This window comes from Leifsonia sp. 21MFCrub1.1 (assembly GCF_900107895.1).
GTDB classification, from domain to species: Bacteria; Actinomycetota; Actinomycetes; order Actinomycetales; family Microbacteriaceae; genus Leifsonia; species Leifsonia soli.
In genome coordinates this window covers 2,799,714-2,820,178 of the sequence record NZ_LT629867.1, presented here as the reverse complement: position 1 = coordinate 2,820,178, position 20,465 = coordinate 2,799,714, and the positions used below count along the sequence as shown (strand labels likewise).

Sequence of the window (20,465 nt, the reverse complement as noted above, 5' to 3'; positions counted from 1 at the left end):
CGATGAGTAGCATGTGTGAGTGGTAACCGCCCTGTATCGCCGCTATCGGCCCGACACCTTCGCCGAGATGATCGGCCAGTCTCAGGTGACGGAGCCGCTGATGACGGCGCTGCGCACCAATCGGGTGAATCACGCCTATCTGTTCTCCGGTCCCCGCGGCTGCGGCAAGACCACGTCGGCCCGCATCCTCGCCCGCTGCCTGAACTGCGCGGAAGGTCCCACCGACACCCCGTGCGGGAAGTGCGCGAGCTGCATCGAGCTGAGCCGCGACGGCGGCGGCTCCCTCGACGTGGTCGAGATCGACGCGGCCAGCCACAACGGCGTCGACGACGCGCGCGACATCCGCGAGCGGGCCATCTTCGCCCCCGCCCGCGACCGCTACAAGATCTTCATCCTCGACGAGGCGCACATGGTCACCCCGCAGGGCTTCAACGCCCTGCTCAAGATCGTGGAGGAGCCGCCGGAGCACGTGAAGTTCATCTTCGCGACGACGGAGCCCGAGAAGGTGATCGGGACGATCCGCTCCCGCACCCACCACTATCCGTTCCGGCTCGTCCCTCCCGCGCAGATGCTGGAATACGTGCAGAGCCTGTGCGACAGCGAGGGCATGACGGTCGCACCGGGCGTCCTCCCGCTGGTGGTGCGCGCGGGCGGCGGTTCGCCGCGCGACACCCTCTCCCTGCTCGACCAGTTGATGGCCGGCTCCGAGGGCAGCGCCATCGACTACGAGCGGGCGGTCGCGCTCCTCGGCTACACGCACGCGGCGCTCCTGGACGACGTGATCGACGCGATCTCGGCGCGGGATGCCGCCGGCGCCTTCGCCGCGGTCGACCGCGTCATCCAGACCGGACAGGACCCGCGGCGGTTCGTCGAAGACCTTCTGGAGCGTCTGCGCGACCTGATCGTCGTCGCCGCGACGAGTGTCGAAGGGGCATCGGCGGTGCTGCGCGGCGTCCCGCAGGACGAGCTCGACCGGATGGGCGTGCAGGCGATGAAGTTCGGCGCGGCCGAGCTGAGCCGCGCCGCCGACATCGTGAACGCGGCGCTCACCGAGATGACCGGCGCGACCTCGCCGCGACTCCACCTGGAGCTCATGATCGCGCGCGTGCTCGTGCCGTCGAGCGACGAGAGCGAGCGGGGGGCGCTCGCCCGCGTCGAGCGTCTCGAGCGCCGCGTGGGCGTGAGCGACGCCATCGGATCCGAGCCCGGTCGTGCCGAGCCGCCTCGTGCCGAGCCGCCTCGTGCCGAGCCTGCTCGTGCCGAGCGGGCGGCGCCTCCCGCTGCGCCGAGCGCACCGGTCGCGCCGCAGGAGCCGGCCCGTGCCGCAGCCCCGCCGGCCCCGCCCCCTGCGCCGACGCCGACGGCTGCGTCGTCCGCCGACGCTCCCACGGCGGAGACGACGGCAGCCGGAGCGGCCCCGTCGCAGACCGCCGCGGCCGCGCGCGCCGTCGGCGAGCAGACAGCTGCGGAGCAGACTCCTGCCGCGGATGTCCCGGCCCCCGAGCAGACCCCCGCACCGGCGGCGGAGAAGCCGGCTCCGGCCGCGGCCCCGGTCGGCCCCGTCAGCACGCAGCAGGTGAAGGACGCCTGGCCGCAGATCCTCGACGCCGTCCAGCGTGCGAAGCGCAGCGCGTGGATGGTCGTCTTCACCGCACAGGTGCGCTCCCTGAACGGCGACGTCCTGTCGCTGTCGTTCCCGAGCGACAACGATGTGCAGAGCTTCCGGCAGCCCGACGCCGCCGGCGCCCCGGGCGTCAGCGAGTACCTCCGCCAGGCGATCGTCGACGTCCTCGGCATCCGCGTGAAGTTCATCGCGAAAGCCGACTCGGCTCCCGGTTCCGGCGGATCGCCCCGCCCCTCCGGCGGTGCGCCCGCCGCCCCGGCGGCCGAGACCTGGCCGGGTGCTGAGCCCGCCGCGGCGAGCACGGCGGCGCCGTCCGCCCGCCCAGCACCCACGCCGGCATCCGTCCCGACCGCTGCACCAGAGACGCGCGAAACCGCGCCCGCGCGGTCGGCCGCGACGGCCCCCTCTGATGCCGCGGCTCCCGCGTCGGTGGTCACCGAGTGGGCGACGGTCACCATCCCCTCGTCGAGCGAGACCGCCGAGGCTGCCGCAGCGGTGACGTCAGCGGTCGTGACCATGGAGCGTCCGGCCACGCCCGCCGCTGCCCCGCAGGCGGCGGCTGCACCGGCCGCGCCCGCTGCCCCGCCGAGCGATCCCGCTGCCCCGCCGAGCGCCCCCGCTGCCCCGCCGAGCGCCCCGGAGGAGCCGCCGTACGACGACGTCCCCCCGCCCGAGATCGAGCCGCCGTTCGAGCCGCCCGTGCCCGAGGAGCCCGCGGGCGACTGGGCCGCCGGCCCCTCTGCGACGGCGGTCACTGCGCCGTCCCCGGCGGCGTCCGCGCCGACCGGGGAGTCCGCGCCGTCCGCTGCCGGACGCCCCGCGCGCTCGTCCTCCGCCCCGGCGGCGGGCTCCCGCACCCCGACCTTCCAGCAGCCGCAGCGCTACGGCGAGGCGGTGGTGCGCGAGATCCTCGGAGCCACCTTTATCGAGGAGCAGCCAGCGCCTCCGACCCCGGGGATGAGGTAGCCGGTGTACGAAGGCATCGTCCAGGAGCTGATCGACGAGCTCGGGCGGCTGCCGGGCATCGGCCCGAAGTCCGCTCAGCGCATCGCGTTCCACATCCTGCAGACCGAGACGTTCGACGTCACGCGCCTCGCCGAGGTGCTGCTCGAGGTGCGCGACAAGGTGCGCTTCTGCGAGATCTGCGGCAACGTGTCGGAGGAGGTCACCTGCTCCATCTGCCGCGACCCCCGGCGCACGCCCACCCTGATCTGCGTGGTCGAGGAGGCGAAGGACGTCGTCGCGATCGAGCGCACGCGGGAGTTCCGCGGCCTGTACCACGTGCTCGGCGGCGCGATCAGCCCGATCGACGGCGTCGGCCCCGACGACCTGCGCATCCGTCAGCTGATGCAGCGGCTCGCGGACGGCACGGTCCAGGAGGTCATCATCGCCACCGACCCGAACCTCGAGGGCGAGGCGACCGCCACCTACCTCAGCCGGCTGCTCACCACCCTCGAGATCCGCGTCACGCGGCTCGCGTCCGGCCTGCCGGTCGGCGGCGACCTCGAGTACGCCGACGAGGTCACGCTCGGTCGCGCGTTCGAGGGCCGCCGCCAGGTCTCCTGACCCCCCGGCCCGCCGCACCGCGCGCCAGGCTCGCCGAGTCGTGAGTCGTGGCCGGAATTCCGCGCGAGTGGTGAGCAGATGCCGCAACTCGTGGAGGCCTGTCCACCGGTGTCGTCACATGAAGGAACGGTCATATCCCACTCGGTAGGATGGGAAGCCCGTGAGTTCAGGAGAGTCCGTGGCCCTCATCGTCCAGAAGTTCGGCGGTTCGTCCGTCGCGACAGCTGAGAGCATCAAGCGCGTCGCGAAGCGCATCGTCGAGACGCGCAAGGCGGGCAACGAGGTCGTCGTCGCCGTCTCCGCCATGGGCGACACGACGGACGAGCTCATCGATCTGGCGCACGAGGTCACCCCCATCCCCGCGCCACGGGAGCTCGACATGCTGCTCACGGCCGGCGAGCGCATCTCCATGGCGCTCCTCGCCATGGCGATCAAGAGCATGGGATACGACGCGCGGTCGTTCACCGGCAGCCAGGCCGGAATGATCACCGACGCGCAGCACGGGTCGGCCCGCATCGTCGACGTCACGCCCGGGCGCATCCAGGACGCCCTGACCGAGGGCGCCATCGCGATCGTCGCCGGCTTCCAGGGGTTCAGCCGCGAGTCGCGCGACATCACGACGCTCGGCCGCGGCGGCTCCGACACGACCGCCGTCGCCCTCGCCGCCGCCCTGGGCGCCGAGGTGTGCGAGATCTACACCGACGTCGACGGGGTCTTCACCTCCGACCCGCGGCAGGTGCCGCTCGCGCGCAAGATCGACCGCATCACCAGCGAGGAGATGCTGGAGCTCGCGGCCGCCGGGGCGAAGGTGCTGCACATCCGCGCCGTCGAGTACGCCCGGCGTCACAACGTGACGCTGCACGTGCGGTCGTCGTTCTCCAACAAGGAGGGCACCTATGTCCTCAACGAAGCAGCGGCCGCCGAGGCCGCCAAGAAGGATGGAACCGTGGAAGAGCCCATCATCTCCGGCGTGGCCACCGACCTGAGCGAGGCGAAGATCACCGTCGTCGGCGTGCCCGACGTGCCCGGAAAGGCCGCGCAGATCTTCAAGATCGTCGCGAAGGCCAATGCGAACGTCGACATGATCGTCCAGAACGTGTCCGCTGCGGCGACCAGCCTCACCGACATCTCCTTCACCCTTCCCAAGTCGGAGGGGCAGCGGGTGCTGACCGCCCTCACCGCCGAGCACGACGAGGTCGGCTTCCAGTCCCTGCAGTACGACGACCAGATCGGCAAGCTGGCGCTCGTCGGCGCGGGGATGCGCACCAACTCCGGCGTCTCCGCGAAGCTGTTCGAGGCGCTCTACGACGCGGGAATCAACATCGAGATGATCTCCACGAGCGAGATCCGCATCTCCGTCGTCACCCGCGCCGACACGGTCGCCGAGGCGGCCCGCGTCGTGCACACCGCCTTCGGCCTCGACGGCGACGAGAAGGCCGTCGTCTACGCCGGCACCGGCCGGTAGACCACACGGCCAACGGGAATGGCCGCGCGACCGGCGCGGTTGACCACACGAAACGACCCAAGGGGCTGACATGACCGAGTTCACCGATTTCGACAGCAACGGCGTCCGTCTGGCCGTCGTCGGCGCGACCGGCCAGGTGGGCGGCGTGATGCGCCGGCTGCTCGAGGAGCGCGCGTTCCCGGTGAAGAGCATCCGCTTCTTCGCCTCCTCCCGTTCGGCCGGCACGACGCTGCCGTTCAAGGGGCAGGAGATCGTGGTCGAGGATGTGGCGACCGCGGACGTCTCCGGCATCGACATCGCGCTGTTCTCCGCCGGCGCCACCGGGTCGAAGGCGCACGCCCCCCGGTTCGCCGAGGCGGGCGCCATCGTGATCGACAACTCGAGCGGCTGGCGCATGGACCCGGATGTGCCGCTCGTCGTCTCGGAGGTCAACCCCGACGCCATCGCCGGGGCGCGCAAGGGCATCATCGCCAACCCGAACTGCACGACCATGGCGGCCATGCCCGTCCTCAAGCCCCTGCACGACGAGGCCGGTCTCTCGCGTCTCGTGGTCAGCACCTACCAGGCCGTCTCGGGCTCCGGTCTGGCCGGCGCCGAGGAGCTCGCCGAGCAGGCGCGGGCCGCGGTCGCCGACGAGCACCTGCTCGACCTCGTGCACGACGGCTCGGCGGTGACCCTTCCCGAGCCGGTCAAGTACGTCCGCCCGATCGCCTTCGACGTCATCCCGCTGGCCGGTTCGATCGTCGACGACGGGCTGAACGAGACCGACGAGGAGAAGAAGCTGCGCAACGAGTCGCGCAAGATCCTCGACCTGCCCGGCCTCCTCGTCAGCGGCACCTGCGTCCGCGTCCCGGTCTTCACCGGCCACTCGCTCTCCATCAACGCGGAGTTCGAGAAGCCGATCAGCCCGGAGCGTGTCGCCGAGCTGCTGGCCGATGCGCCGGGCGTGCAGCTGACCGACGTCCCGACCCCGCTGCAGGCGGCCGGAAGCGACCCGAGCTTCGTCGGCCGGATCCGTGCCGACGAGGGCGCGCCGGAGGGCCGGGGAATCGCGCTGTTCATCAGCAACGACAACCTGCGGAAGGGCGCCGCGCTCAACGCGGTCCAGATCGCCGAGCTGGTCGCCGAGCGTCTGTCGAACCCCGTCACCGCCTGAGCGGCTCGCCGTCCCGTCGTTTCCGCGGGGAGGGAGTTGTCTCGACATCGAGACAACTCCTCGCCAGCGGGCGGTGTACGCGCTGTCGGGCGGTGTCGCGTCCGCCGCATCATAGGATTGACGGGTGAGCAATTCTCCCATCGACGTCGTCCTGATCGGCGGCGGCATCATGAGTGCCACGCTGGGGGCCATGATCCAGCGTGTCCAGCCCGACTGGAGCATCCGTATCTACGAGCGCCTGGGCGAAGTGGCCCAGGAGTCGTCGAACCCCTGGAACAACGCGGGCACCGGCCACGCGGCCCTGTGCGAGCTCAACTACATGCCCGAGGCGTCCGACGGCACCGTCGACCCGGCCAAGGCGATCAGCATCAACGAGCAGTTCCAGCTCAGCCGCCAGTTCTGGGCGAGCCTCGTCGCCGCCGGGGACCTGCCGGAGCCCAACACGTTCATCAACTCCACCCCGCACATGACCTTCGTGCGCGGCCGTGACAACGTGCGCTACCTCCGCAAGCGCTACGAGGCGCTGAAGGACCAGCCGCTGTTCGCCGGCATGGAGTACTCGGAAGACCCCGCGGTCATCGGCGAGTGGACGCCGCTCCTCACCAAGAAGCGCAACGCGCGCCAGCGCATCGCCGCCACCCGTCAGACCTCCGGCACCGACGTCGACTTCGGCGCTCTGACGCGTGCGCTCATCGACAACCTCATCGAGAACGGCGCCGAGCTCGCGCTCAACCACACCGTCCGCAGCATCAAGCGCACCAAGGACGGCCTCTGGCGGCTCTCCGTCCGTCACGAAGTGGGCAACACGCCGCACGTCGCGACGGCGCGCTTCGTCTTCGTCGGCGCGGGCGGCGGCGCGCTGCACCTGCTGCAGAAGTCCGGCATCCCCGAGATCAGGGGCTTCGGCGGTTTCCCGATCTCCGGCCAGTTCCTGCGCACCACCAACCCGAAGCTGGTCGCCCAGCATCAGGCGAAGGTCTACGGCAAAGCGGCCGTCGGCGCCCCGCCGATGTCGGTGCCGCACCTCGACACCCGCGTCGTCGACGGCCAGGCGTCGCTGCTGTTCGGTCCGTACGCCGGCTTCAGCCCGAAGTTCCTCAAGACCGGCTCCTGGTTCGACCTGCCCGGCTCCGTGCGGCCCGGCAACATCGGCCCGATGCTCGCGGTCGCCCGCGACAATTTCGACCTCATCAAGTACCTCGTCGGCGAGCTCCTCGCCAACCGCGCCAAGAAGCTGAAGGCGCTGCAGGAGTTCATGCCGACCGCCAAGATGGAGGACTGGGAGCTCATCACCGCGGGCCAGCGTGTGCAGGTGATGAAGAAGGATGCCAAGAAGGGCGGCGTCCTGCAGTTCGGCACCGAGGTGGTCGCCGCGGAGGACGGTTCGATCGCCGGTCTCCTCGGAGCGTCGCCGGGCGCATCCACCGCGGTCCCCATCATGGTCGACCTGCTGAAGCACTGCTTCCCCGACCGGTTCGGCGAGTGGCTTCCGACGCTGAAGGAGCTCATCCCGACCGTCGGCACGACGCTGAACGACCGGCCCGCCGAGGCCAAGCGCGTGCTCGAGACGACAGCGGAGACCCTGCAGCTGCAGCACTGATCGCTGGACAGCGGCGAGGACGACCTGTTATGGTCGTCCTCGCTATGAAGTGAGAACCTCCTGACGTCCCGCGCCTGAGGCGCCGTCGATGTGAGTGAGGACCCTTCGGTCGCTGCGCTGCCCGGTCAGGCACCTGGGCGCTCCGGCGCCCGCTCACGACGGAGATCGCCCGGCGGGAACCCGCTCCTCGTGGAGCGCCCGGAAAGGCGGTTCCCCATGTCAACGATCACGTTCACCCCGCTGCGCGCCGACGGCGTCTCGGTCAGCTACGGCGAGCGTCGCGTCCTCACCGACGTCTCCCTCACCGTCGGCCCCGGCGCCCGGGTCGGGCTCATCGGCGAGAACGGTGCCGGCAAGTCCACGCTGTTGCGTGTGCTCGCCGGCGCCGAGACGCCGGACTCCGGCGCGCTCACGCGACCGGAACACACCGGCTTCCTCTGGCAGGAGGTGCGGTTCGAGCCGGGAGACACGCTCGCGGCGCTCATCGAGCACGCCCTCACCGACGTGCGCGCGATCGAGCGGGAGCTCGAGGCGGCCGCCGCGGCGCTCGGCTCCGGAGACGCAGCGTCCGACGCGCGCTACGACGCCGCCCTCGCGGCGGCGGAACGCGCCGAGATCTGGAGCATCGAGGCGCGCAGGGACGAGGTGCTCGACGGACTCGGTGTCGGCGGCATCCCGCTCACCCGTCGGTTGAGCGAGGTGTCGGGGGGTCAGCGGAGCCGGTTCGCCCTGGCCGCGCTGCTCCTCGGCCGGCCGGACGCCCTGCTGCTCGACGAGCCGACGAATCACCTGGACGATGAGGCGGCCGCCTTCCTGGAGCGACAGCTGCGGGGATGGGCCGGCCCTGTCGTGTTCGCCAGCCACGACCGGGCGTTCCTCGACGCCGTCGCCACCGGGCTGCTCGATCTCGACCCTGCGCGGTCGGGCACCACGGCCTTCGGCGGGGGATACAGCGCGTATCTCGCCGAGAAGGAGGCGGAGAGGGCGCGGTGGGAGAAGCAGTACGCCGATGAGCAGCAGGAGCTCAGAGAGCTCACGCACTCCGTCGATGTCACCGCGCGGTCCATCGCCTGGTCGGGGAAGGTGCGCGACAACGACAAGTTCGTGAAGTCCGTGAAGGGCAACGCCCTCGATCGCCAGATCAGCCGACGCATCCGCAATGCGGAGGGGCGGCTGGAGGATCTGCGCGCCGCCCAGGTGGGCAAGCCTCCCGCGCGTCTCGGCTTCGCGGGCATCCCCTCGGGGTTCCAGAGCCTCGACGACGGGTCTGGGCTGCTGGTGCATGCGCGGCAGGTGCGCGTTCCCGGCCGTCTGCAGGTCGACGAGTTCGCCGTCGCGCCGACCAGCCGCATCCTGGTCACGGGTGCGAACGGTGCGGGCAAGTCGACCCTGCTGTCCGTGCTGGCCGGCCGCCTCGAACCCGGGAGCGGGGCGCTGCAGCGACGGCGCGGCCTCCGGGTCGGGCTGCTGGAGCAGGACGTGCGGTTCGCGGACCCGAGGCTATCGCCGCGCAGGATCTACGAGGCGGCGGTGGGGGAGCGACGGGCGGAGGCGGTGCCCCTCACCTCCCTCGGGCTGATCGCGCAGCGCGATGCCGACCGGCCGGTCGGCGCGCTGTCGGTCGGTCAGCAGCGACGGCTCGCCCTCGCGCTGATCCTCGCCCGGCCGCCGCACCTGTTCCTGCTCGACGAGCCGACCAACCATCTCTCGCTCGCCCTGGCGACGGAGCTGGAGGATGCGCTGGGCGCCTATCCCGGGGCGGTCGTGGTCGCCAGTCACGACCGCTGGCTTCGTTCCGGATGGGCGGGGGAGACGGTGCACCTTGCTTAACCTTCGAACATATGTTCGAATGGTGGCATGCGCTGGAGTGGTCAGGAGTTGTCGGTCGACGAGCCGTCCGCTCTGCCCGGGCTTGCGCGGCTGAACAATCTGGTGCGCTCCGTGCGCACCCCCGACTTCGCCGGCATCACGTTCCACGAGGTGCTGGCGAAGTCGGCGCTCAACCGCATCCCGGGCGGTGGAGGGCCGATGCCGTTCGGGTGGACGATCAATCCGTACCGGGGGTGCTCCCACGCGTGCGTGTACTGCTTCGCGCGACCGACGCACACCTACCTCGATCTCGACTCGGGGAAAGACTTCGACAACGAGATCATCGTCAAGGTGAACGTGGCCGATGTGCTGCGCAAAGAACTCGCCAAGCCCAGCTGGGGCCATCATCCGGTCGCGCTCGGCACGAACACCGATCCCTATCAGCGTGCGGAGGGGCGGTACGGGCTGATGCCGGGCATCATCGACGCGCTGGCCGAGTCGGGCACGCCGTTCAGCATCCTCACGAAGGGGTCACTGCTGCGACGCGACCTCGACCGGCTGGTCGAGGCCAACAAGCGGGTCCCGGTCGACCTCGCCATGTCGATCGCCGTCTACGACGACGACCTGCAGCAGTCCGTCGAGCCGGGCACCCCGACGACCAAAGCGCGTCTCGCCACCGTCACCGCGGTGCGCGAGCACGGTCTCGACTGCTCCGTCTTCCTGATGCCGATCATCCCGTACCTGACCGACACCCGTGCGCATCTCGACGAAGCCCTCCGCCAGGCCAAAGAGGCCGGGGCCACCTCCGTGCTCTACTCGGCCCTGCACCTGAAGCCGGGCGTCAAAGAGTGGTTCTACCTGTGGCTCGGGAGAGAGCACCCGGAGCTGCTGCCGCAATATCGGCGCATGTACGGCCGTGGCACGTATGCGCCCCAGGAGTATCGCCGGTGGCTGGCCGGTCGCATCAAGCCTCTGATCCGGGCGCACGGGCTGGAGCGCGGCCGCGAAGATCCGCTGACCGGCGGTGTGCGATCGAGCGCGCTCGGGATGCTGCGCGATGACGAGGGGGAGCGGCAGCTGGTGGGGTCGGCGGTGCGTGCGGTGTCGTCTACTCCGCCGCACGGAGAGGCGCCGGACGCGGCGTCGATCGTGAGCGCATCGCTGACCGGATTGGGGGTGCAGCCCACCCTGTTCTGACAGCGGTCCTCTCCCCACCGACTCCATAGCGTCGTCGCGGCGATCGGGGTACGAGCGGCCGGGGTACACAGACGCCGTCTCGGATGCCATAATCCGGGAGGGGACCGAGGAGTGCTCGGGCTCGGAAGGGACGGCGACGTGTCGCTCGGTCTGCCCAGCCATCTGGCACGACCTGCGAACTCGCGCGCTCTCGCCACGGCCGCCCGCTGGGCCGGCCTTATCTGCCTCGGCGCCGCCGTCGTGAACGTCGGCAGCGCCAGCCTGGCCGACGGCAACGTCACGTCGTGGGTGACCCTGCTCGTGCTGGTGCCGATGGTCGCGCTCCTCCTCGCGCTCGCGCGGGGCCGCACCGCGGGGCTCACGGTCGCCTACCTGCTCGTCGGCACGGTCTGCACCTACTTCTACGTCGTCGCCCTGTTCACCAGCACACCGGCGTACCGCGACACCAACCTGTTCGTTGTCGCGCTGCCTGTGGTCGCCATGACGCTCGTCGGCGGGACGGGCACGGGGGCTCTCGCGGGCATCCTCTGGGCGACTCTCGGCTTCGCGCTCGCGGAGGCGGCCGTGATGCTCGGCGCAGCGACGACCGGCCGCGCCTACATCCCGGATGCGATCTCGCTGGGCGCCTACCTGCTGCTGGTCGGCGTCCTCACCTTCGATGGACTGACCCGGGGCACCCGGTCGCGCGCTCAGGCCGCGTTGCATCGCGCCGTGCGCGACGCCCGGCTGATCGATCTGCGGCGCGAACTGCTGGCCGCATCCACCGCCGACCTGCACGACACGGTGCTCAGCGAGCTGGTGGCCGTCGCCGCCGCGCAGCCCGGCCCGCTGGACGAGCGCCTCGCCCGCCGCATCGACTCCGATCTCCGCGGTCTCGCCGCCGGGGTTCCGAGCGCGGACGGGGACGGGGCCATCACGACCGCCGAGGCCGACCCCTGGTACGACAGCGAACTCCATCGCGCGATCGAAGCGGCCCGCGACGAGGGCCTCACGGTCGATATCTCGGGCGATCGCACGGCCTACACGACCCTGGGCGACGACGCCCGCCGCGCTCTCGGCCTGGCCGTCCGGCAGTGCCTGGTGAACGTCGTCCGGCACTCCGGAAGCCCGAGCGCCGAGGTCGCCCTGTCCGCCGGAGGGGGATCCCTCTCCGTGATGGTGGTGGACGGCGGCAGCGGCTTCCCCGCATCGGCTCCCGCCGCCGACCGTCTCGGGCTCCGCCAGTCCGTCGGCGACCGGATCGCCCGCGTCGGAGGAACGGTCGACATCTACTCGAGCGCCGATGTCGGCACGACCGTCATCCTCACCGTTCCGATCGCGCCTGGCGCCTCGGTCGCCGAGGGGTGCGGCGGATGACCGCCCTGAACCCGCGCACCATCGTCCGGGCGCGATCGGTGACGCTCGAGCGCACGCCCCAGCGATTGGACCCCCTCGGAGCCCAGTCGGCCTGGCCGCTCGTGCCGCTGCTCGGGGGCGTCGCTCTCGCCTACGCCGTCTACTCCACCATCATCCACGCCGGCCAGATCCGGGACGCGTCACTCGCCATCGTCGCGATCGGCGTCCTCCTCCTCGCCGTGGTGATCGCGACGATCCGCACGCACCCCGGCTTCGCACCGTTCGGGCGGTGGTCGCACTTCTCGGTCGTCGCCTTCAGCGTCACCGCCGCCGCGCTCTTCGATTCGTCCGTGTGGGGACGCAACGAGCGCATCCAAGACGACTGGGGGCAGATCGCCGTCGCCCTCCTGCTCATCGCGATGCCGCTCTATCGGCCGATCGGCGAGGTCGCCGGGTCCGCCGTCGTCGCGGCCATCGTGCTCGGCGGCCTGGCGGCGGCCCAGCACTCGCTCGTCATCGCGAACATCCCCCTGGTGTACGCGACCGTCGCGGCGACGCCCATCCTCGCCCTCGCTGCCGGCGGTGCCGGATACGCGTGGACGCTCACCGGCGAGACGCTGCGCTGGAGGGAAGTCGCGCGCGAGGGGCAGCTCCGGCTCGAGGCCGAGTTGCGTCAGGCGGCCGAGCGGATGGTCGCCCAGGAGCGCATGACCGCGCTGAACGCCGAGGCGGTGCCGTTCCTCACGTCCCTCGCCCATCGCGGCACGGTGACGGCGGAGGACATCGACAGCGCCCGTTCCATCGCCGAGCGGTTGCGCAGGATGTCGGTGCGTGCCGTCTCCCGCACGTGGTTGGAGGACACCCTCGAGCTCGCCCTCGCTCCCCGGCTCGTGGAGGCGCCGGCGGCGGCGACCGACGAGCGAGACGGTCCGCGCGTCGACGACCCCGACCGGCTCGAGCGCGTGCTGACGGCCGACCAGCGCGCCATCGTCGGTGCCATGATCGCGACGGTGGCGGGGCGCCCGGGGCTCGACCCGTGCTCCGTCCTCCTCACGGCGAGAGAACCAGAACGGCCGTCCTTCGCGCTGCACGCGGCGATCGCGGAGCCCCGCCGCGACCTGCGCCGCGAACTCCTCCCGTTCGTCAGCTCCCTCAACTCCGTCGCCATGCGCGCGACGATGCGGTTGCGCGCAGGCGACGTCACCATCCGGTTCGCCTACCCCCACGGCGGATTCCCCGACAGCGAAGGCAGAAGACGATGAGAACCATCAGCCCGGACGACCCCGGAGCGACGGCGACCTCGACCGGTGCGCGGTCCATCGAGCCCCCGATCCGCCTGGCCATCCTCGACGATCACGAGATCCTGCTCGACAGCCTGTCCTCCTGGATCGAGAAGAACGCCCCCGAGTTCGATCTCGTCGTCCGGGCCGGGAGCTGGCTGGAGCTCGTCCACAGCGACGCCTTCCCCACCGACCTCGTCATCATGGACCTGCAGCTGAAGGAGTCGGTGTCGATCGGCGCCCGGGTGCGCACCTGCCGCGCGGCGGGTGCGAAGGTCGTCGTCCTCAGCGCCGTGGACACGCCGGAGGACCGGGATGCGGCGCTCGCCGCCGGCGCGGTCGCCTACGTCACGAAGTCGCAGCCGATGACCGAGCTCGTCGCCGCCGCACTGGCGGCTTCCGGCCGCGGCGCCGGCCGTGCCGCCGCCGCGCCGCCCGCCTGGCGGCCGAAGCCGCTCATCCCGGAGTCCGCCCGGCCGCGGCTGAGCGACGGGGAGCGCCAGGCGCTCGTCCTCTACGCCGACGGACGCACGACGTCCGAAGTGGCACGCGCCATGAACGTGCAGTACGAGACGGCCAAGACCTACTTGCGCCGGGTGCGCGAGAAGTACGGGAAGGCGGGTCGTCCGACGAGCTCCCGCGCCGACCTGATCCGCCGCGCCGCCGAGGACGGCTACCTCACCTGACGCGCCGTCGGCCTTCCGCCGCCCCCGCCCCGTAGGATCGGTGCGTGGCAAAACTGTATTTCCGCTACGGAGCGATGAACAGCGGCAAGAGCACGGCCATGCTTCAGGCCGCGTACAACTACGAGGAGCGCGGCCACCGCGTCCTGCTCACGAAGCCGTCGATCGACACCAAGGGCGATCTGGGCATCCTCTCCCGCCTGGGCGTGACGAGGGAGGTCGACTTCCTCATCGCCCCGGAGACCGACGCATACGGCTCCTTCCAGCGGCACCGCGAGCGCACCCTCAAGCGATTCGGCACCGACGTCAGCGCGCTCCTCGTGGACGAGGCGCAGTTCCTGACCGAGGCGCAGGTCGACGATCTCCTGCGCATCGCTCTGCTCGACAATGTCCCGGTGCTCGCCTACGGCATCCGCACCGACTTCCAGACCGTCGCCTTCCCGGGGAGCCGCCGGCTGCTCGAGGTCGCGCACAGCCTGGAGGAGTTGAAGACGATCTGCCGCTGCGGGCGGAAGGCGATCTTCAACGCCCGCAAGATCGACGGCGTGTTCGTCTTCGACGGAGACCAGGTCGCCATCGACGGAGCGTCGGTGTCGTACGAGTCGCTCTGCGGAAACTGCTACCTTCAGGAAAGTCGAGGTATCCTCAACAACGGTCGGAGGCACTGGCCCGTCGAGGCGGCTCCCGCCTACGTGGACGAACCGGACCCCGACTTCACCTGACCCGTATCGCGCTCGACGGCGACCCCACCGAAGGAACGGAACACCATGAGAATCTCCGTGATCGGCTGCGGCTACCTCGGAGCCGTGCACGCCGCCTCGATGGCCCACCTGGGTCACGACGTCGTGGGCATCGACGTCGACGAGGCCAAGATCGCCCTGCTCTCCGCGGGTCGGCCGCCGTTCTTCGAACCCGGACTGCCGGAGGTGCTCGAGTCCGCGACGCCGTCGGGGCGCCTGCGCTTCACCACCGACTTCTCCGCCGTCTCCGAGGCCGACGTGCACTTCGTCGCCGTCGGGACACCGCAGGTCGCCGACGGGGACGCCGCCGACATGCGCTTCGTCGACGCCGCCTTCGCCTCGCTCCTGGAGCATGTGAAGCCCGGCGACCTCATCGTGGGGAAGAGCACGGTCCCGGTCGGGACGGCCGCGCGCCTGGCGGACCTCGTCGCTTCGGCGCAGCCGGAGGTCACGCTCGCCTGGAATCCCGAGTTCCTCCGCGAGGGATTCGCGGTCAGCGACACGGTGAACCCCGACCGGTTGGTCTACGGAGTGCCGGAGGGGGAGCCGGGGGAGCGCGCCGTCGGACTGCTCAACGAGGTGTACGAGTCCGCCGTCGCCGCCGGCACGCCGGTGATCGTGACGGACTACGCGACGTCGGAACTCGTGAAGGTGTCCGCGAACGCCTTCCTCGCCACGAAGATCTCGTTCATCAACGCGATGGCCGAGATCGCCGAGGTGACCGGGGCGGATGTGACGAAGCTCGCGGATGCGATCGGGCACGATGCGCGCATCGGGCGCCGCTTCCTCAATGCCGGCGTCGGCTTCGGCGGCGGCTGCCTCCCCAAGGACATCCGGGCGTTCAGTGCTCGCGCGCGGGAGCTGGGGAAGGGCGATGCGGTCCGGTTCCTCGGCGAGGTCGACAAGATCAACCTCCGCCGCCGGACCCGGGTCGTCGAGCTGGTCCGCGAGGAGGCAGGCGGTCTCGCCGGCGTTCGTGTCGGCGTGCTGGGACTCGCGTTCAAGCCCCACTCGGACGACCTTCGCGACTCGCCGGCACTGGACATCGCCATGCGGCTCGCCGACGCGGGGGCGATCGTGACCGCGTCCGATCCCCAGGCGATCGAGAACGCCCGGCACCGCGCGCCCCAGCTGCTCTTCGCCGAGACGGCGGAGGATGCCGTGCGTGACGCCGATGTCGTGGTCCTGATCACCGAGTGGCCGGAGTTCACGGGACTGGATCCGGTCGCCGTCGGCGACCTCGTCGCACATCGCACGATCATCGACGGTCGCAACGCGCTCGATCCGGCCGCGTGGCGCGCGGCCGGCTGGACGTACCGCGGTTTGGGCCGCTGAGCACCTCTCGCGCGAATCGCCCCGTTTGGGGGCCGCCAAAAAAGTGAGGATTTGTTAGATTTGTCGCATGGCGACAGGTCTCACGGAGCCGGACGCGCCGCCGCGTCCCGCGGTCGGGCCGTCGGCCGCGCCACGACGGCGGCTCCGGCTGCGACACCCCGTCGTCGTCGGCATCCTCGTGGGGCTGGGCATCATCCTGCTCTTCACCGTCGTGTGGATCGGCGTGCGCGGCTTTCTGGCGCAGCGCTCGCTGACCGATGCGATCCCCGCCGCCGAGCGGGTCAAGTCCGCCATCGGGTCGGGCGACCTCGTGGCCGCGGGCCGCGCTGCGGACGAGCTCAGCCGGCACACGCGCGACGCCGCGGCGCTCACGTCCGACCCGGTGTGGGTCACGGTCGAGGCCGTCCCCTGGCTGGGCCCGAACCTCACCGCCGTCCGGACCGCCGCCGCCGCGTCCGACGATGTGGCCTCGCGCGTCGTCCGCCCGCTGGTCGCCGCGGGAGCGGGGGTGGACCTCCGTGCCCTGGCCATCACAGGCGGCCGGATCGATCTCGCGCCGATCACGGCGGCTCAACCCGCGGTGGCGAAGGCGCGGAGCGCGTTCGCCGACGCCCGCGCGAGCGTCGCCACGATCGAGACCGGGGCTCTCGTCAGCCCGGTCGCGGAGGGAGTGGATCGGCTGCACGACGTGCTCGACAAGGCCGCGCCCGACATGGATGCCCTGGGCAACGCCGTCCGCCTGCTTCCGGCGATGCTCGGCGCCGATGGGCCGCGCGACTACCTCCTCGCCGCGCAGAACCCCGCAGAGCTCCGGGCGACGGGCGGCCTCATCGGCGCTGTCGCCCTCGTCCACGCCGACAACGGCGCCGTGACGCTGCAGCGTCAGGAGGCGGGCACATCCATCGGGCCGTGGAAGGCGCCGGTCGCCGACATCCCGCTCAACACCGAGGGGCTCTACGGCCCGCTCGTGGGGCGCTACCTCCAGGATGCGAACCTCACGCCGGACTTCCCGCTCGCCGCGGCGACGGCGTCGCGGATGTGGACGACGACCTACGGCGGAACGGTCGACGGCGTCGTCGCCGTCGACCCGGTCGTCCTCAGCGGGCTCCTGAAGGCGACCGGACCGGTCACGCTCCCGACCGGGGATCGACTCACCTCCGCCAACGCCGTGCAGCTGCTGCTGAGCGATGTCTACCAGCGATATGCGGATCCCGCGCAGCAGGATGCCTTCTTCGCCTCCGCCGCGAGCGCCGTGTTCGACCGGATGTCCTCCGGCGACGTGGATGCGAAGAAGCTGCTCACCGCGCTGGCCGACGCGGGAGAGTCGCGTCGCGTGCTGATCTGGACGAACCACGCCGACGATCAGAAGGTGCTCAACGGCACCACCCTCGCGGGCGGTCTTCCCGCATCCGACCTCTCGACCGCCGGCATCGGCGTCTACTTCAACGATGCCACCGGCGCCAAGATGGACTACTACCTCCGTACCTCCGTCGCCGCCGGCTCCGCCGTGTGCCGAGCAGACGGCAAACCCTCGACCGTCGTGACGGTGACTCTCACCAACCGGGCTCCTGCCGACGCGGCGACCGCGCTTCCCCGCTACGTGACCGGTGGGGGCACATACGGGGTGACTCCCGGGAACATCCGCACCCGGGTAGCGGTATACGGGCCGACGGGGGGCCTTCTGGCAGCGACGCTCAGCGGCGGCGAGAACTACACGACCGTGGCGGGGGTGGACCGATCCCGGCCGGTCAGCCTCTACACGGTCGAGCTCGCGCCGGGCGAGTCGAAGACGGTCACCGTGCAGTTCCTCAACGACCAGCAGACATCGTCGGATCTCAGCGTCGTGACGACTCCGACGCTGCCGGGGGACGGGACGACCCCCGATATGGGGGCACGCAACGCCGTCGCGCCCATTGTCGTGCAGTGCTCATCCGTCGTAAAGTGAGGATTACTCATCCAATCCCGACCGTGAGCCGGGCCCCAACAGAAAGGCGGCCGATGTTCAAGAAGATCCTGGCGGCTGTCGCCGTGACCGCGGGGCTGCTGCTTGCGGCTCCGGCCGCGGCGAACGCCGTCAACTACACCGACGGCGCCCAGTGCAAGTTCGACGTCAGCGTCGCAGAAGCGGGCGGAACAGCCACCCTCATCTGCATCCCGGGCACGTGGTCGCCGGGCGAGGCGATCAACTGGACCGTGAGCGGCCAGGACGGCGCGGGCTTCAAGCTCGCTTCGCTCCGCACCGCAGACACCAGCCTCACCTTCACGAAGCACGCGAACGCGGACGGCAGCGACGTCCTCACCGTGACGCTTCCCGCGAGCGCCTCTGGCACCTACAGCGTCGTCGGACTCGGACAGAGCAGCGGCCACGAGTGCCCCGCCTCTCTGACCGTCCTTCCGGCCGACCAGGCGAGCACCGTCCTCGACCCGGGCAGCAGCGACGGACTGGCCCACACGGGCTCCGTCGTCGCCAGCTGGGCGGCATGGATGGGCGGCTCGCTCGTCGTCCTCGGCCTGATCGCCCTGGCGATCGTCGGCTGGGTGCGCAAGGTCAAAGCGTCCTGACGATCCACCCTCGGTGATTCCCGGTCCGGCCGTCTGGCCGGGCCGGGAATCGCTGCGTCCGGGGCTGCGTTGCAGCAGTGGTGAGCAGCATCCCCCTCAACGTCCTCGATCTCGCCAGCCGCCCCGCCGGGGGCACCAACGCCGATGCCGTCGCCGGCACCATCGCACTCGCGCAAGCGGCGGAGCGCCTCGGCTACGAGCGGTTCTGGGTGGCTGAGCACCACGGAATGCCCGCCATCGCCTCCAGCGCCCCGGCCGTCCTGATCGCCGGCATCGCCGCGGCGACCGACCGCATCCGGGTCGGCAGCGGCGGTGTGATGCTGCCCAACCACGCGCCGCTGGTGGTGGCGGAGCAGTTCGGCACCCTGCGCGCCCTGTACGGCGACCGCATCGACCTCGGCATCGGCCGTGCGCCGGGCACGGACGGAGCGACGGCGATGGCCTTGCGGCGCAGCCCGGAGGGGCTGGGCGTCGAGGACTTCCCGCAGCAGCTCCTCGACCTGTTCGGCTTCTTCTACGGCGGCATGAGCGACGCGAACCCGCTGCACGGCATCACCGCCATCCCGGGCCTCGGCGATGCCCCGCAGGTCTGGCTGCTCGGGTCGAGCGGATACAGCGCCCAGGTGGCGGCGGCGCTCGGCATCCCGTTCGCCTTCGCCCACCACTTCGCCGGTGAGAACACGGAGGCCGCGCTGAACCTCTACCGGTCTCGATTCGAGCCCAGCGACACTCTCGCCGAGCCGCACACGATGATCGCCGTCAACGTCATCGCGGATGAGGACCCGCAGACCGTGCGCGCCCTGTCGCTGCCCGGTCAGCTGTCCTTCCTGCGGATGCGGCAAGGACTCAAGCCGGAGCCGGTCAGTGTCGAGGAGGCCCTCGCCCACGAGTTCACGCCGCTGGAAGAGGAGTTCATCGCCGCCCGCAACGCGCGGCAGGCCATCGGCACCCCCGACGAGGTGAGGGCCCGCCTCGAGTCGCTGCTGGCCTCGACCCAGGTGGACGAGCTGATGGTGTCGTCCGGAGCCGCAACGCTCGAGGGGCGCATCCGTTCGCTGGAGATCGTCCGGGAGCTGTACCCCGCAGCATGACGGACCGTGACGCCGCCCCGCGCGATGCGGGGCGGCTCCGGGTACCGTTGGGCGAAATCCCGGTCCCCAGCCAGAAGGCGGTTCCCACATGTCGCATCCACTCAGCGTGGTCGGAGTGAGCGGAAGCCCGACCCACCCCTCGCGCACCACTGTGCTCGTCGACGAGGTCACCCGCGCGTACGCCGAGGCGTCCGGGGGCGTCGCCCGCACCATCCGGCTGGCGCCCCTTCTGCCCGAGCTCGGTGCCGGACCCTTCCGCAGCAGCCTCAGCCCGACGGTCACGGAGGCCCTGGAGGCTGTCGAGAACGCGGACATCCTGGTGGTCGGGTCGCCCGCCTACCGCGCCACCTACACGGGCTTGTTCAAGCTCTTCTTCGACCACGTCGGCCAGTACGCCCTGGTCGACAAGCCGGTCATCCTGACGGCGACAGGGGGCAGCGACCGGCACGCGCTTCTGGTCGAGCACCAGATGCGTCCGCTGTTCGGCTTCTTCCAGTCGCTGACCCTGCCTCTCGGCATCTACGCGAGCGAGAGCGATTTCGCCGACTACGAGATCCGGTCGCAGGACCTCCGCGACCGCATCGACACCGCGGTCGCGCGCACGCTCCCGCTCGTCCGCTCGGACGACACGGCGTCGCGTCTGGCCGAGCCGGAGTTCGCCCGGCCCGACGCGTTCTGAGGTCGAGCCGGGGCCCGTCAGCGGCTTCTCCACGGGTGTCACGTGGTGCGCCCCACCCGCTACCCCGAACGCCGGTCCTCGCTGGCGCTCGGAGCGGCGCCCGGGGCCCCTCGCGGGCGGGGACCCCAGGAGACACCAGCGAGCAATGGAAAAGAGGAAGCCCCGGCTCGCATCGCGAGCCGGGGCTTCCTCTTTTCCATTGCGTCGGGGTGACAGGATTTGAACCTGCGGCCTCTTCGTCCCGAACGAAGCGCGCTACCAAGCTGCGCCACACCCCGAAGGCCTCATCCAGGATACACGAGCGGGGGAGTGGTCATGACCACAGCGCCTCCGTCCGGCACCC

At 71.0% G+C, this 20,465-nt stretch carries 16 protein-coding genes and 1 tRNA gene; 16 read left to right on the top strand and 1 reads right to left on the bottom strand.

The genetic code is table 11. The features are described 5' to 3' along the window. The first annotated feature begins 19 nt into the window (after positions 1–19). The 16 genes from BLW09_RS13405 to msuE all read left to right on the top strand — a co-directional run bounded on the left by BLW09_RS13405 (position 20) and on the right by msuE (position 20,122). On the top strand, positions 20–2,590 hold the full coding sequence (locus tag BLW09_RS13405; RefSeq protein WP_089913598.1) for a DNA polymerase III subunit gamma and tau: 2,571 nt from the start codon (positions 20–22) through the stop codon (positions 2,588–2,590). Positions 2,591–2,593: 3 nt separating this feature from the next. Further along, positions 2,594–3,190: a recombination mediator RecR gene (recR, locus tag BLW09_RS13400; RefSeq protein ID WP_089913595.1), complete on the top strand. Its 597-nt coding sequence runs from the start codon at positions 2,594–2,596 to the stop codon at positions 3,188–3,190. 178 nt (positions 3,191–3,368) lie between these two features. Beyond that, positions 3,369–4,655, top strand: a complete 1,287-nt coding sequence (locus tag BLW09_RS13395) for an aspartate kinase (protein WP_089913591.1) — start codon at positions 3,369–3,371, stop codon at positions 4,653–4,655. 70 nt (positions 4,656–4,725) lie between these two features. Further along, positions 4,726–5,811: an aspartate-semialdehyde dehydrogenase gene (locus BLW09_RS13390; RefSeq protein WP_089913589.1), complete on the top strand. Its 1,086-nt coding sequence runs from the start codon at positions 4,726–4,728 to the stop codon at positions 5,809–5,811. Between the two features lie 124 nt (positions 5,812–5,935). Next, positions 5,936–7,411, top strand: coding sequence for a malate:quinone oxidoreductase (locus BLW09_RS13385; RefSeq protein WP_089913586.1), 1,476 nt, complete (start codon positions 5,936–5,938; stop codon positions 7,409–7,411). 216 nt (positions 7,412–7,627) lie between these two features. Continuing rightward, complete coding sequence (locus tag BLW09_RS13380; protein ID WP_089913585.1) at positions 7,628–9,241, top strand: ABC-F family ATP-binding cassette domain-containing protein; 1,614 nt, start codon at positions 7,628–7,630, stop codon at positions 9,239–9,241. Positions 9,242–9,268: 27 nt separating this feature from the next. Beyond that, complete coding sequence (locus tag BLW09_RS13375) at positions 9,269–10,417, top strand: Rv2578c family radical SAM protein (protein WP_089913582.1); 1,149 nt, start codon at positions 9,269–9,271, stop codon at positions 10,415–10,417. Between the two features lie 138 nt (positions 10,418–10,555). Beyond that, positions 10,556–11,773, top strand: a complete 1,218-nt coding sequence (locus tag BLW09_RS13370; protein WP_231946844.1) for a sensor histidine kinase — start codon at positions 10,556–10,558, stop codon at positions 11,771–11,773. After that, complete coding sequence (locus BLW09_RS13365; protein ID WP_089913577.1) at positions 11,770–13,014, top strand: hypothetical protein; 1,245 nt, start codon at positions 11,770–11,772, stop codon at positions 13,012–13,014. The genes BLW09_RS13370 and BLW09_RS13365 overlap by 4 nt, the downstream gene beginning before the upstream one ends. Beyond that, positions 13,011–13,718, top strand: a complete 708-nt coding sequence (locus tag BLW09_RS13360; RefSeq protein ID WP_231946843.1) for a response regulator transcription factor — start codon at positions 13,011–13,013, stop codon at positions 13,716–13,718. The genes BLW09_RS13365 and BLW09_RS13360 overlap by 4 nt, the downstream gene beginning before the upstream one ends. Positions 13,719–13,762: 44 nt before the next feature. Then, on the top strand, positions 13,763–14,437 hold the full coding sequence (locus tag BLW09_RS13355; protein WP_089913574.1) for a thymidine kinase: 675 nt from the start codon (positions 13,763–13,765) through the stop codon (positions 14,435–14,437). Positions 14,438–14,482: 45 nt separating this feature from the next. Next, the gene (locus BLW09_RS13350; protein WP_089913572.1) at positions 14,483–15,790 is read left to right on the top strand and encodes a UDP-glucose dehydrogenase family protein; all 1,308 of its coding nucleotides are present in this window, start codon (positions 14,483–14,485) and stop codon (positions 15,788–15,790) included. 67 nt (positions 15,791–15,857) lie between these two features. After that, positions 15,858–17,735, top strand: a complete 1,878-nt coding sequence (locus BLW09_RS13345) for a DUF4012 domain-containing protein (protein ID WP_089913568.1) — start codon at positions 15,858–15,860, stop codon at positions 17,733–17,735. A 53-nt stretch (positions 17,736–17,788) separates the two neighbouring features. After that, positions 17,789–18,352 (top strand): hypothetical protein, encoded by a 564-nt coding sequence (locus BLW09_RS13340; protein ID WP_089913564.1) that lies wholly within the window; start codon positions 17,789–17,791, stop codon positions 18,350–18,352. A gap of 80 nt (positions 18,353–18,432) precedes the next feature. Beyond that, positions 18,433–19,443 (top strand): LLM class flavin-dependent oxidoreductase, encoded by a 1,011-nt coding sequence (locus BLW09_RS13335; protein ID WP_089916890.1) that lies wholly within the window; start codon positions 18,433–18,435, stop codon positions 19,441–19,443. A gap of 88 nt (positions 19,444–19,531) precedes the next feature. Beyond that, on the top strand, positions 19,532–20,122 hold the full coding sequence (gene msuE, locus BLW09_RS13330; protein ID WP_089913561.1) for an FMN reductase: 591 nt from the start codon (positions 19,532–19,534) through the stop codon (positions 20,120–20,122). Between the two features lie 204 nt (positions 20,123–20,326). On the opposite strand, the gene BLW09_RS13325 is transcribed toward msuE, so the two are convergent. After that, a tRNA-Pro gene (locus BLW09_RS13325) sits at positions 20,327–20,400 on the bottom strand. Between the last annotated feature and the right edge of the window lie 65 nt (positions 20,401–20,465).

Coding starts and splice junctions, on each gene's coding strand:
- BLW09_RS13390 (WP_089913589.1), top strand. CDS start 4,726: ATGACCGAGTTCACCGATTTCGACAGCAACGGCGTCCGTCTGGCCGTC.
- BLW09_RS13380 (WP_089913585.1), top strand. CDS start 7,628: ATGTCAACGATCACGTTCACCCCGCTGCGCGCCGACGGCGTCTCGGTC.
- BLW09_RS13375 (WP_089913582.1), top strand. CDS start 9,269: ATGCGCTGGAGTGGTCAGGAGTTGTCGGTCGACGAGCCGTCCGCTCTG.
- BLW09_RS13365 (WP_089913577.1), top strand. CDS start 11,770: ATGACCGCCCTGAACCCGCGCACCATCGTCCGGGCGCGATCGGTGACG.
- BLW09_RS13360 (WP_231946843.1), top strand. CDS start 13,011: ATGAGAACCATCAGCCCGGACGACCCCGGAGCGACGGCGACCTCGACC.
- BLW09_RS13350 (WP_089913572.1), top strand. CDS start 14,483: ATGAGAATCTCCGTGATCGGCTGCGGCTACCTCGGAGCCGTGCACGCC.
- BLW09_RS13345 (WP_089913568.1), top strand. CDS start 15,858: ATGGCGACAGGTCTCACGGAGCCGGACGCGCCGCCGCGTCCCGCGGTC.
- BLW09_RS13340 (WP_089913564.1), top strand. CDS start 17,789: ATGTTCAAGAAGATCCTGGCGGCTGTCGCCGTGACCGCGGGGCTGCTG.
- msuE (WP_089913561.1), top strand. CDS start 19,532: ATGTCGCATCCACTCAGCGTGGTCGGAGTGAGCGGAAGCCCGACCCAC.